This is a genomic window from Carboxylicivirga longa, assembly GCF_050589825.1.
Classification (GTDB): Bacteria; Bacteroidota; Bacteroidia; order Bacteroidales; family Marinilabiliaceae; genus Carboxylicivirga; species Carboxylicivirga longa.
In genome coordinates this window covers 30507-43798 of sequence record NZ_JBNGOZ010000012.1, presented here as the reverse complement: position 1 = coordinate 43798, position 13292 = coordinate 30507, and the positions used below count along the sequence as shown (strand labels likewise).

At 42.4% G+C, this 13292-nt stretch carries 9 protein-coding genes; 4 read left to right on the top strand and 5 right to left on the bottom strand.

All coding sequences use genetic code 11. The annotated features are described in order from the left end of the window. Position 1: 1 nt before the first annotated feature. Positions 2–1165, bottom strand: a complete 1164-nt coding sequence (locus ACRD7A_RS11610) for a CD0519/CD1768 family membrane protein (RefSeq protein WP_430811313.1) — start codon at positions 1163–1165, stop codon at positions 2–4. A gap of 378 nt (positions 1166–1543) precedes the next feature. On the opposite strand from ACRD7A_RS11610, the gene ACRD7A_RS11605 reads away from it, so the two are divergent. The 3 genes from ACRD7A_RS11605 (at position 1544) to ACRD7A_RS11595 (ending at position 6463) form a co-directional block, all read left to right on the top strand. After that, entirely contained in the window at positions 1544–4039 is a 2496-nt protein-coding gene (locus tag ACRD7A_RS11605; protein ID WP_430811314.1) for an endonuclease MutS2, read from the top strand. A gap of 205 nt (positions 4040–4244) precedes the next feature. Next, entirely contained in the window at positions 4245–5312 is a 1068-nt protein-coding gene (locus tag ACRD7A_RS11600; RefSeq protein WP_430811315.1) for an alpha/beta hydrolase family protein, read from the top strand. Between the two features lie 212 nt (positions 5313–5524). Beyond that, positions 5525–6463 (top strand): TRM11 family SAM-dependent methyltransferase, encoded by a 939-nt coding sequence (locus tag ACRD7A_RS11595; protein ID WP_430811316.1) that lies wholly within the window; start codon positions 5525–5527, stop codon positions 6461–6463. Positions 6464–6572: 109 nt separating this feature from the next. On the opposite strand, the gene ACRD7A_RS11590 is transcribed toward ACRD7A_RS11595, so the two are convergent. The 4 genes from ACRD7A_RS11590 to ACRD7A_RS11575 form a co-directional block, all read right to left on the bottom strand. Further along, positions 6573–7394 (bottom strand): hypothetical protein, encoded by an 822-nt coding sequence (locus ACRD7A_RS11590; RefSeq protein WP_430811317.1) that lies wholly within the window; start codon positions 7392–7394, stop codon positions 6573–6575. A gap of 16 nt (positions 7395–7410) precedes the next feature. Beyond that, positions 7411–7614: a helix-turn-helix domain-containing protein gene (locus tag ACRD7A_RS11585; RefSeq protein WP_430811318.1), complete on the bottom strand. Its 204-nt coding sequence runs from the start codon at positions 7612–7614 to the stop codon at positions 7411–7413. A 186-nt stretch (positions 7615–7800) separates the two neighbouring features. Continuing rightward, a complete protein-coding gene (locus ACRD7A_RS11580; RefSeq protein WP_430811319.1) occupies positions 7801–8904 on the bottom strand; it encodes a methyl-accepting chemotaxis protein in 1104 nt (367 codons plus the stop codon). A 272-nt stretch (positions 8905–9176) separates the two neighbouring features. Beyond that, positions 9177–11864, bottom strand: coding sequence for a hypothetical protein (locus ACRD7A_RS11575; RefSeq protein WP_430811320.1), 2688 nt, complete (start codon positions 11862–11864; stop codon positions 9177–9179). A 288-nt stretch (positions 11865–12152) separates the two neighbouring features. Between ACRD7A_RS11575 and ACRD7A_RS11570 the strand changes: the two genes are divergently transcribed. Then, complete coding sequence (locus ACRD7A_RS11570; RefSeq protein ID WP_430811321.1) at positions 12153–13268, top strand: efflux RND transporter periplasmic adaptor subunit; 1116 nt, start codon at positions 12153–12155, stop codon at positions 13266–13268. Positions 13269–13292: the final 24 nt, after the last annotated feature.

Below are 13292 nucleotides of genomic sequence, written 5' to 3'. Positions count from 1 at the left end.
CTTAAACCCAGGACAGTGAACTGAGCAGTACATAAATATAATGCGCAGATATACCAGCCAACAATCCGCCGATGGTATGTGCCAACAGAGCCTTAGAGGTAAGTTCCCTAAATTTTAAGGTATCAAGCATGGCGGTATGCGTGCTTAAATAACCACTCCAACACATGCCCATGGCCGTAAAAACAGCAATTTCGTTCCCCCCGACAATTCCTTGCGCAATAAAAGCCTTTACCATAGACAAAGCTGCACCAACGGCTCCTAAGGAGGTTACCGGGAAAGCTATGAGTTCAGGATTTTCAAAACCAAAAAGCATCTCAAAAAGCCAATCAAGCGTACCGGCCAGCTTTGGCAATAACGGCACTCCTTCGTAAGCCAGCCCCTGATAACCCAGCGATGCATCCAATGGCTTAAAGGTAATAACCATTACCATGGTACTGATAACCAAGACACCGGGTATAATAGCCAGTCCCAGCTGAACTCCTGATTTGCCGCCATCAAGCATGGCATTTAAAAAACGCTGAAAGGTACTCCCCTGACTCTCAAATGATATTTTCTCGGCATTCCCATCGCCTGTATATGTTTTATCAACTGGTATCTCATCTTTTATAAAATATTGCATCAGGCGTGTTGATACAACAGCACCTATTACGGCACCGCACAAGCCAATCATAGCGCCCGAAAAAAAGCCCAGACCCGTCATAAACGCCAGCACAATTAGCCCCATGCCAAAAGCGGTACCGAAGTTAGTTAGGGAAATCAGTTCGTGGGTCTTAAAATAACGACTGAAGTTTTTATCATTAGAGAGACTGATAATGGCCGGGTTATCAGAAAAAAAAGTCATTAAACCGGCCAACGCACTAACACCCGGTAAGTTAAATAGAGGGCGCATCAAGGGTGCCAGCAGTACTTCAAGTAAACGCACCACACCAAATTCAATCATCAAGCGCCCCAAGGCTCCGGTAAGCACAGTGATACCCATTATGAAGAATACCGTATTCATCAATAAATCGTGCGCCGTGCGCATCAGGGTGTTTAATAAATTAGTGAGCCCCATTACATGTCCAAGATAGCCAAAGAAGCCACCAAAAAACAATAAGAAGAATAACGCTTCATAGCGTCGACGTTCCAGGTAGCCCCTCTCTCTCAGTTTTTTTAACGCACTCATTGTTGTTCAATTTTGTGCTTCAAATGTAGAAAGCCCCCCCTTGCGAAAACAAGACGAAAATCACTGTTTTATCTTTTTTTTCATGAAAAAAGTCAGGCCAATAAAAAAGCCTGTCTGGGGAGACAGGCAAAGAAACATTCTAAGAAAAAATTCTAACCTAAACCTCACACACATCCGAATGTTTCTATATTTGGGGACCAGGAGAGCCGTGCTATATTTAGATTCGAAAGCTAAATTACGACCCTATATTGGTGGTGTCAAGACCTATGCCTCAAAAAAAAAGATTTTTAACACTTTTTTTTCGATTAACCTTTTATACTACCCCTGTTACTTCAAAAAGCTAGGACGAATTATTATTTTTGCACAAAATAATATTACGTGATTTACCCGGATAGTTTCGAAGATAAGATAAAGTTTACCCGTATTCGCGAGCTGGTAAAAGAGAGCTGCATGAGCGCCTTGGGCAAAGAAGCCGTTGACGAAATGACCTTTAGCAGTGATTTCGATAAGGTTAATATCAATTTACTGCGCACCAACGAATTTAAAAAGGTATGCCTTGAGGAGGATAACTTCCCAAGTGGATATTTTATTGATGTGCGCGAACCCCTGTCACGCATCCGAACAGAAGGCCGTTTCATGGAGGAGAGTGAGCTTTTTGATCTCAAGCGCTCTTTATCAACTATTAATGACATCTGTCGCTTTTTCAACAAGAGAGAAGATGAAGACTATCCCAGACTGAAGGAGCTGGTAGCCGAGGTTGCTGTCTTTCCCTTTATCCTCGATAATATCGACGGCATACTTAACAAGTTTGGCAAAATAAAAGACCAGGCATCACCTGAGCTGGCACGCATCCGCAAGGAAATATTCAATAAACAAAATAGTATATCACGCCGCCTCAGCGCCATCCTCAAACGCGCTAAACACGAGGGCCTGGTGGATGCTGACGTTACGGTTTCCATACGCGACGGACGTGCCGTAATACCCGTTCCATCGGCTAACAAGCGCAAGGTTGGCGGTATTGTACAGGATGAATCGGCCACGGGAAAAACATCATTTATAGAACCCGCCGAAGTGGTTGAAATCAATAATGAGATTCGAGAGCTGGAATATGCCGAACGCCGTGAAATAACACGAATACTCATTGAAATGGCCGATATGATCCGACCTTATATCGACGAACTTTTGGCCTCCTACCGCTTTATGGGTACCATTGATTTTATTCGCGCCAAGGCCCGTTTTGCCATCAGCATCAATGCCCTGTTACCAGATTATAAGCAACAACAGAACTTTATTTGGAAAGAGGCCATGCACCCCCTCCTCTATCTGCAACACAAAGCAGCTAATAAAGAAGTTGTACCTCTCGATATCACACTAACTAATCCAGCGCAACGGCTGCTGCTTATTTCAGGACCCAATGCCGGGGGTAAATCGGTATGTCTGCAAACGGTAGGACTTGTGCAATATATGTTTCAGTGCGGACTACTGGTGCCCATGAACGAAGGCTCAAGTATGGGTGTTTTCAAACATATATTCATGGATATGGGCGATGAGCAATCCATCGAAAATGACCTGAGTACCTATAGCTCCCATCTGTTTAATATGAAGTATTTTCTGCGACACAGTCAGGAAGAGACACTTGTATTGATTGATGAGTTTGGTACCGGAACAGAGCCCATGCTGGGAGGCGCCATTGCCGAAAGTGTGCTGGAGCAGCTCAATAAACAAAAAGTATTTGGTGTAATCACAACGCATTACACTAACCTGAAACACCTGGCATCGCAGACCGAAGGCATTGAAAACGGCGCCATGCTGTTTGACACCGGACGCATAATGCCCCTGTATAAACTGCAAATCGCCCAACCCGGCTCCTCCTTTGCCTTTGAAATAGCCCGTAAGATTGGCCTACCCGAAGATATACTTGCCAGCGCCAAGGAGAAAATTGGTCAGGAGCATGTTGATTACGATAAGAACCTGCGCGAGATAGTGCGTGACAAACGTTATTGGGAGCAGAAGCGTAATACCATACGCATTAATGAAAAGAAGCTGGCCGATGTATTAGAGCGCTATCAGCTAGATTTGCAAAATATTAAAAAAGAACGTAAAGAAATTATTGAGCAAGCCAAAGCTGAAGCACAACACCTGCTGTCCAATGCCAATAAGGAGATTGAAAACACCATAAGAACTATTAAGGAAAGCCAGGCGAACAAAGAAAAAACAAAGCATGCCCGGCAAAAGCTTGAGCAGTTTAAAGAATTGGCCACCGAAAATAAGGAAAAAGACGCACAAATTGATCGTAAGATAAAACAGATTGAGGAGCGCGAAAAAAGAAAGGCCGAGCGCAAGAAAAATAAGAAAGACGACAACAAAGTAGCGGCAACATTGCGCCCTAAGAGGGAGGAACTGCCCTTACAGGTAGGTGATAATGTAAAACTGAAAGGGCAAAGCACGCCGGGTGAGATCCTTAAGATACAAGGTAAAGAAGCCACTGTGGCCTTTGGCAGTATCAGCACCACTGTAAAAATAAACAGGCTGGAGCGTGTGGGCAACAAAGCAGTTAAGCGCGCCAATATAACCAACCCCAACGCTTCCATTTCCAATGTAGGCGATAAAGTACGCGAGCGCAAACTCACCTTCAAACCCGACATTGATGTACGAGGTAAAAGAGCTGAAGAAGCCATACAGCTAGTACTTAATCACCTCGACGAGGCCGTTATTTGCGAGGTATCGGAGGTGAAAATACTGCATGGCAAAGGCAACGGCATACTGCGTCAGATGATTCGTGAGCAACTCAACGTACTTCCCTTTGTTCGCTCGTTCAGAGATGAACATGTGCAATATGGAGGCAGCGGCATCACGCTGGTTGAAATAGGATAAACTAAGAAGGTAAACAAAAAGTCCTGATGTGCTCAATCAAGGACAGGCTTAATCATGTTACTTGTCAGATGACTTTTTCATTCCGTCATCCGATAAGTAACTTGTGATTTATTGATCTATCTGACAGATTGTGTATCTTACAGTTCATTTTCCGGTAAACACATCAGAAGATGAACCACTTAACTTACACTTAAATCCAAACACAATGAGAAGATTAATTTCAGGCCTTACCCTGCTAATGGTGCTATTGACAGCAACTATGGCACAGGAAAGCGCCCTTGAAAAAGGACTGAAAAAACAGAATGAAACACTGCGCCACCGACTGGATATACTGGAAAAGATGGTGGATGACCTGCGTTGGGAGCAGCGACTGAGCGATCTTGCCTACGTTGATAAAGTGTATATGTACGGACCTCCTAAATGGAAGGAAGCCAACCCGACGGCTATGGGTGCCGGCAACCCAGTAAAGTTCTGGTCTTACCTCTTTTTTCCTAAAGATATCGATACCCGTAAGAAATATCCATTGATGGTATTGCCACACGGGGGTGTGCATTCCGATTTCAGCACTTACTACACCCATATCGTTCGTGAATTGGTCAGTCAGGGCTATGTGGTGGTAGCCGCTGAATACCGGGGTAGCACGGGTTATGGGAAAAGTCATTACGAGAAAATTGACTACGGTGGCCTGGAGGTGGAAGATGTATTGGCCAGCAAAAATTACATGCTGGAAAACTACTCTTTTATCGATGCCAAAAGAGTGGGTATAATGGGATGGAGCCATGGTGGCCTCATCACACTCTTCAACATCTTTAATCATCCCAAAGACTACGCCGTAGCTTATGCCGGGGTGCCCGTGAGCGATTTGGTAGCGCGCATGGGCTACTACGAGGACTATTACAGGGAACTCTATGAAGTCGACTATCACATAGGGCAATCGGCACACGACAATGTGGAGGAATACCGCCGCAGATCCCCCGCATGGAATACCCATAAGTTTCAGAACACTCCCCTGCTGATACACACCAACACCAACGATGATGATGTGCATGTACTGGAAGTTGAACACTTGATTAAATCACTGAAGGCCGATAATAAAAAGTTTGAGTACGAAATATATGAGGAGATACCGGGAGGCCACTCCTTTGACCGGATGGACACTAAAACAGCCAAAGAAATACGGGTTAAGATATACAAACACATGAGCGCCCACCTGAAGCCAGAAAAACCAATTACCAATTTACAGGATATCCAGAAAGCGGGTTATCGATTTTAGATAAGACCGAAGATGCATAATGCTAATAAGCAATATTTTTGAGCACCTGACTTCGCAAATGAAATAACCAATGATAATCATTTAGATTATTCAAGTCAATATTTCATCGATGACTTAACGCACTGAATAATACCAGTTGAAAAATTCGTTTATCGTAGTGACGGAATTGAATGCTGGAAACTTAAAATAAGATTTAACAAAAACATACATCAATGCTCCACCGCTTTATCTACACTTTTAAATACGACACACATAACGCCCACCTATGCCAGTTGGAATCCAGACAACTGTTTGGCGAAGGAGCAGCAAAGAAGATGTTGATTACCGACATTGAGATAGACCCATCTATCAGTCCGTTTATTAAAAATCGCTTTGAAGTTCTGGAGTCAGCAAATGAATATACCGCACTATTGGAAAAAGTAAGACAACGTGCAATGGAGCAAGATGGCTTTAAAGCTGAATACCTGATATTGCATGGGGACACCACCCCATACGACATACGCCTTAGCAAGTTAAAAGACATTGGCTATGCAATTAAAGGCGACCCCGATTATACGAATCCGGAAATTATATATTCGGTATGCTTTTATAACAGTACCTGGCATTTTGGCATACTTACAAAGCATAACACCCAGTGGTTTAAACACAAGAACAAACCCGAATCATTTAGCTGCGCTATTAATATGGACATTGCCAAAACGCTGGTGAGCCTCGCCTCCAAGGGAGATACGAATAAGCGCCTGCTAGACGCCGGCTGTGGCGTTGGCACAGTGATGCTGGAAGCTTGCATTGCCGGATTCGATATTGAAGGTTGCGACATACACTGGAAAGCCTGTGTAGCAACACGTAAAAACCTGGCGCACTATGGATACTCAGCCAATGTGTACCGCAGCGATTTAAAAGATCACTTAAACAAGTATGATTCTGCTATTGTTGACCTGCCCTATAATGTATTCAGCCATTCCAACGATGATAATGCCTTGCACATCATTCGTTCAGCGGCCAGATTAGCCAATCGTTTAATAGTTGTATCTACAACAGATATTAATGAGCTTATACATCAGGCTGAATTAAGGTTGCTTGATTCCTGTAAAGTAGAAAAAAAAGGGAAGCTATTTTCGAGAAACATTTGGGTCTGCGAGCGAAACTAAGAAAGACCGCTTCGTCTATCATACGAAGAAAGGAATAAAAATCAGTCAGGAAGGCAAAGGAGTAGCTGACCCTCTCCTTGCCTTCCTAAATTATGTCCTCTCTTTTATCTTAGTAAAGCCAACAATCAAGCGATACCGCATCGCTATTCTCTTCTGTAAAAGCCTTCGTTTTATAAAAATCCTGGTTTGTATCGTATTCACTTTTGAAACTTAGTTCCTGCCCGGCAAAAATAAATGACTCTGCATTCATTTTCACTTCCTTAATACAAAAGGGATCTTTCATATTTTTAACGAGTTGATTTTGATTAGCCGCTAAATTCATAAGCCCCTGGCTAATTTGTGCCACAGGCAATGCCGGATAGTGATCAAAATGCCCCAAGCACCATTCAGGACGCACCTCTCCAAGCGTTGCAAAACTGGTATCAACACACAGATTCATATCATACAGTGTAACAACATCTCCATAAGGGCTGAATCCTTCTGAGCGAAATTCAGCGGATCGATATTTCCGAAAAAAACGTTCGAAAAGCTGCACTGTCAATACAGAATACTCCACTTGAGCAGTATATAGCACCTCACCATCCTGATCATAAATGGCACCCTCAGCCAAGCCATGCTTCTTAGTAAACTCGAGGGCATTCATCTCGCCCTTATAGGTTTTAGACAGGCAAGGCCGATTGTGCACTCGCTTAATTACCGCCTTACTTGCCAAATAAAAGTGCTTATTTTTTACCGGATTAATATTGGCAACTGCCAGGCTTCCTAAGATGGCGATGTGCCGCCCAGCCTCAGCCAGTGTAATACCCGCTATCTGACTAGAATCGAATAATTCCTGATCAAAAATTGCAGATACGCTGTTATTTTCTGTTTGTATATCCTTTAAAGAGTTGTAAGGATAAGTAACCTCAATTAATTGATTTAAATTTTTCATGACTTTTTTTCGTGAACTATAATTCGTTAATAAGATCAGTAACACTGACCTCCAATGCTTTGGCTATTTGCGCTAACTTCAAAATGGATATATTATATTTCCCGTTTTCAATATATCCCATATATGATCGATCAATTCCGGCTTTTAGTGCTAATGTTTCCTGAGAGAAACCCTTTTCCTTTCTTTTTCTTCTGATATTATCTGCAATTATATCTAACATTCTATACAGGTAATTTTTGGCAAAATTGCTATTATTGACCCTGTTGATCCACAGAGTATATTCGGTATTTTGCCAATTATATATTTAATATAATTTAAATATTATGGAAACAAAAAAGCCACCCTAAAAGGGTGGCTACTTGCAATTTACTCGACTTATTATTCAATTATATACTTCCGTACCCGATTAAATCTTAAAAACAGTTACCAATTTATTTAATTCATTGGCCTGTTCGAACAAACGCGATGCGCTAGCACTTAGCTCTTCACTGCTGGCACTGTTTTCCTGGGTTATTTCATTGAGCTGTTGAATAGATAAAGTAATTTGCTCCATGGCTTTTGTTTGCTCAAAAGCACTATTGGCGATCTCTCCCACCATCATCATAGTTTTTTGAACTTCAGGCACAGTTTCCATTACACGAGCGTTGACCCCCACAGTTAAATTAGCTGTATTGAACGCTTCTTTGGTTATACTTTCAGCAATCTCTTCGGTACTTTCGGCAAGCTTCCTAACTTCTTTGGCGACTACTGCAAACCCACGGCCATGCTCACTCGCCTTTGCAGCCTCAATAGCGGCATTTAAAGCTAAGATTTTCGTATTAAGCGCAATCTCATTTATCAACATTGCATCTTTATTAATTTTCTGCATGGCTCCATCTGTTTGCTCTGCGTTAACCGCTACGTCTCTTATACCTTTTTCCGCATTTTTAGAAATCGTTCCCGCATCGCTGGCATTCCGTGAACTCTGCTGAATATTACTATTTACCTCTTCCATATTTGCACTCACCTCCTCAATACTAACAGCTTGGCTATTAGAGGAGTCACTGAGCTGATTGGCGGCATGAGAAAGTTGTTCGCCATGGCTAACTATTTCAGTTGAAATCAGTTTAATATTTTGAATAATACCTGCAATGTTGCTACTCATTTTTTGCAAATCGCGACTAATAATACCAAACTCATTTTTAGCCTCAACATTCTCAAGCAATTGCACTTTCTTTAAATCACCTTGCTCTAAATGGGATATAATTTCTTGTATTTTTCCAATTGGCTTTTTCACCACAGACTGGAGCACATAAACAGTTGCAAACAAGGCTCCAAGAGCCGGCACAAACAACCAATAGTTACGCGTTACGCCAAAGGAAAAAGCGGTAAAAGCCAAGGTGGCTAAACTGGGCAAAAAATAGATCGCAACTTTCGCAATTATCGAATTTCTACCCAAGTAATAAACAACAGGCAGATAAAACAAAGAGCAGGCAGTTAACAGAATAAGATATTCTAAAAAAACATTCATAACATTATACATTAATAATTGTATTCACTCACTTTCATGACAGATTATATAAGAGTGCAAATGTACATATTAACGCATTAATAATACCCAATTAGTTAACAAATTATTAATGTATGATTATTATAAGATCCATACATCCTGCCCCATAAGTTACCAATCACAAATCCGTCAGCGAAGACAGCTGAAATACATCTTTCTAAAAAAATAGCGCCATGTAAGGCGCTATTATACTGCTATGTTAGCATAGTCTCAAAAAGAGTTTACAGGTATATTTATTCCACAATAAAATCATTGATATTTATACTTCGCTTCATTCGTTCAGCATCATAATCAAAAACCATACGCCCGTCAGCTTTTAAGTCCATGGCATTCAAATTGTACCACACAATGGCTTTCCCAATCTCAACACCGTTTAAAAACCGGATACGATAGCTATCTTCATCTGGCCTTATAATTTGCAAGTTGCTATTATCTGCGATCCGCATTGCAAAGAGGGATACCTTTTGCCCTTTGTAGGTTTCCACCTTCACTACCCCTGCTTCATTTATCACAAACTGCATACTCAACAAGCCTTTGTAAATGCTTGGGTTTCGCTTGTAAAAATCCGGATTGTGTTTATTCATCAAGTTACGAACAGTAATACCCGAAACGCGGCCTCCATTTTTTGCCAACAGGTCAAGGGTAGAAAAAAGTGCTATCATATGGCGATTGACACCTTGCTGTTCATATCGATTCATTGAGGCCTCTATCTGATTTTCGGCACTAAAACTGGCTGACGACAGCATGATGGGAACCTCATTGGTAAGCCCTTCGATATCGCCAACCACGCCGCGCACCACCACTTCATTTTTTGAGTCAACCGTTATCTTAGGCTCAAAACGCACCTCATCGGTAGGAAACGAAAGCAGGTCGATACGAGTGCCATCGGCCTTGTACTTACCGTAAAAAGCAAGCTTCTGCCCCTCGGGCGCTTCAAAATTAATGGCTTCAGCCAATATGGGTCGTGCCCCACGAGAGAGCCCCAGCACCAAGTGCGCCGGCTGATCGCTTTGTGCCAGGCGTCGTTGCCCCATGCTCAGGGCTCCATTATAATTAATGAGGGCATAAACGTTACCCTCTTTACCGGCATTAAAAGCCTGCGTAAAACCATTATTACTGCAATTAACCGGCGTAAACCACTGAAGCGCTCCCCCCCTTTCAAAGGTGGCAAACCAAAGGTCGCGCGTGCCTCCCGTTGCCTCATAGCGCCTACCATCAATGGTAATTACATTGCTAAACCAGCCCGACACTACCATATTGCCATTTTCGGCCAAAGCCCTGTCGGCAATAAAAATATTTCCCTCATTGCCCTTCTCCAGCGAGCGGGCGATCATCTGCCATATATTATTCAACCGGCTATCGTTATTAATCTTAATTGCCATGGGGGTATATCCCTCATAATCGGGCATTACCGAGCCAATAGGAGCATTAATATAAGTGGGGTCGGTAATGGTGTAACGGCGGCCATCCACAAGGAATGAGTAACCCTCAACGGGCGCAGTAAAAGATACCGCTGCAGCCATGTGACTAAAGTAGGTGATAGCGATGGCATCAAGTCCCAGCAGTTCATTCACCAGGCGAGTAAACAGTACGGTACGATCTTCGCAATCGGAATAAGGGTAGTAAAAAATTTCATCAGGAAAAAACATCTTTTCCTTGTTAAACTGATCGCGATCGGTCTTATACTCAAAACTGTTGTGCAGATAATCCAGGAGATAGGTCACAGCCTGTGTCTCACTCTTTCCTTCAATGCGCGGTTGAATATACTCATATAACGTTTCCTTCACATCCGCAGACATGGCTGCATTCAGATAGACCGTATTAATCGTTTGGGGGTAACTGGCCAGGAAGGCCATCACGGTCTTATTCATCTTCAACGATAAGGCCTCAGATTCATCGGGCAGTGTCGTTTTGCGCTCAACAGTATTTTGCTCTTCACTAAAAGCAAGGGCGTAAGGCAAATGTAAATCCACTTTTTTAGTGGCAGCAGCAAAATCTTCAGTATAAGTCATCATATTTTTGATATTCTTCTTAGCGCCCATCAGATAAAAGTTACTGCCATCTATGCTATAAAAAGGTTTCTCATACACCACCTGCATAAAAGGGAGTAACAAATACACCGTGTTACCCGAATATCCTATTTTAGCCTGATAGCCTGCCTGATTGAGCATAGCCCAAGTCCACATTGCACGACCATTGGGCGTAGTATGCAGCTGGCGCGATGTTATATCTATGAGTTGGTAGATACCCCAGTCATTCAGATTCTTATCCCTGGCATATCGCAAAAGCGATTCAATATAAACCTGATAATGAGTAGCCGTAAAATCCTCCCAATAATTGGCAAATGCAGACGGCTTAACAGATTTAATGGCAAGAGCCTTCGTTCGTTTGTCGATCATTAGATGTGCAGGACTGCCAAAAAAGTCAACAGTGATGGGCTTTGCATAAGTATCAACATCGGCAGGAACTTGTAAGATAGGCGAAATAGAAAAAGCATCAGTCTCAGCAAGATCTACATCGATTTGCACTGGCGCCGAAGGCATAGAAACAGCCTGCTCAATCACTTCATCAGAATCTGTATCACTCTGCTCATCGGGTTTTGTATCAACATCATCAGCGGGCGTAAAAACAGGTTGTTCAACGGGTTTAGGCACCTCAACGGGCTTCACCTTCTCTTCTGTTTGCTCCACTTGGGTAAATCCTTTCTTCAGATACTGCTTAAAGGCCTTATTCATCTGTTTCAAACGAGCATCGTACTCTTCCTGCATAGCCTGAAGCCTTAATTCATAATCCTGATTCATTTTATCGAGACGTTGCTGATAAGCATCATCCATCTTTTTAAAGGGATCCTTCTGATCAATCTGCGCCATGGACACCAAGGCCATACACATAAAAGTAAATAGTACGATAATTCGTTTCATCCTAATGTATTTTGATTAGTCGCACCCGTGGGATGCTTGTCGCAAAGGTACTTGATTCAAAAAACGTTCCAAGCTTTTCAATCTAAATCTATCAACGCCTTAATTGGCAATATTATAAGTACGGGGAATGAATGAGCACAGTTCGTTTTAAATTTTAAATTCAACTATTCACTTTTTCATACGTTCTTTTTCTGTATTCATCCTGAATTGTTTTGTACATTTAATTAAAACCTAAACATTCGCAACAGATTTTAAAGTCGTAACATCAACACCATTATATTCTCAGTTATGAACAAAAAAGGAGTATCCTTACTAATTGCCCTTGTCATTATTATTGCCGCACTCATTTTTAACAGGGTTATATCGGCATCGAAAGAAAAAGGGCCACAAATATCAGATGAAAACAAAGGTACATTGGTCAATGTCATCTATCCACAAAAAGAAACCATAGAAAATCACTACCATGGAACGGGCAAACTCAGAGCCGTTGATCGCTTTGAAATTGTTGCCCAGGTAGATGGTCGCCTAATGCCTTCGGCACGCAATTTCAAAGTAGGGAAAAGCTACCAAAAAGGGCAGGTTATGCTGGAGATTGATCATCAAGAGTTTAAAATGAACCTATTGGCACAGAAAAGCGATTTTATCACCCTAGCCACTTCTATTCTGCCGGATTTAAAATCCGACTATCCGGAATCGTACCCATTATGGCGACAGTATGTATCCTCTATTGAGATGGATAAAAAACTCCCTGCGCTACCTGCCGCTAAGAGTGAGCAAGAGCGTTTTTTCCTGTCGGGCAAGGGAATCCTAAGTAAATATTACTCCGTTAAAGCGAGTGAAGAGAAGTTTATAAAATATACTATTCGAGCACCCTTTAATGGCGTGGTTGCCGCTGTTGATGCAGAGGCAGGTAAGGCGGTTCGCTCAGGCTCAGCCCTGGGTACGCTTATTAACACCGCCAATTATGACCTGGAGCTTACCATTCCGCTTGCCCGTCTTGAGCAGATAAAAATAGGCACGGAAGCCAACTTAAGTTCAAGCGATATCAGCGGCGAATGGTTGGGTAAAGTAGTTCGCATTGGCGGCAGTATTGACGAGCAATCGCAGAGTGTAAAGGTATTTATCCGCGTTAAGGGAAGCACCCTGAAAGAAGGGATGTACCTAAATGCCGAAATTAAACAAAAACCCCTCCAAGATGCCATGCGCATTCCACGAAAGATGCTGGATAACAACAATCATATCTATGTGGTAGAAAATAATCGCCTAAAGCATATGCCGGTGGCCGTTGTTACCAAACAAAACGATTATGCCATTATCCAAGGTCTTGACGAAGGAGCTGCGGTGCTGGCAACGGTCATTAAGAGTCCTTATGAAGGCATGCCGGTACGTATTAATGAAAAATGAGAGGGGAGTGCTGTGAGATGAGAG

Coding starts and splice junctions, on each gene's coding strand:
- ACRD7A_RS11610 (WP_430811313.1), bottom strand. CDS start 1,165: ATGAGTGCGTTAAAAAAACTGAGAGAGAGGGGCTACCTGGAACGTCGA.
- ACRD7A_RS11600 (WP_430811315.1), top strand. CDS start 4,245: ATGAGAAGATTAATTTCAGGCCTTACCCTGCTAATGGTGCTATTGACA.
- ACRD7A_RS11595 (WP_430811316.1), top strand. CDS start 5,525: ATGCTCCACCGCTTTATCTACACTTTTAAATACGACACACATAACGCC.
- ACRD7A_RS11590 (WP_430811317.1), bottom strand. CDS start 7,394: ATGAAAAATTTAAATCAATTAATTGAGGTTACTTATCCTTACAACTCT.
- ACRD7A_RS11585 (WP_430811318.1), bottom strand. CDS start 7,614: ATGTTAGATATAATTGCAGATAATATCAGAAGAAAAAGAAAGGAAAAG.
- ACRD7A_RS11580 (WP_430811319.1), bottom strand. CDS start 8,904: ATGAATGTTTTTTTAGAATATCTTATTCTGTTAACTGCCTGCTCTTTG.
- ACRD7A_RS11575 (WP_430811320.1), bottom strand. CDS start 11,864: ATGAAACGAATTATCGTACTATTTACTTTTATGTGTATGGCCTTGGTG.
- ACRD7A_RS11570 (WP_430811321.1), top strand. CDS start 12,153: ATGAACAAAAAAGGAGTATCCTTACTAATTGCCCTTGTCATTATTATT.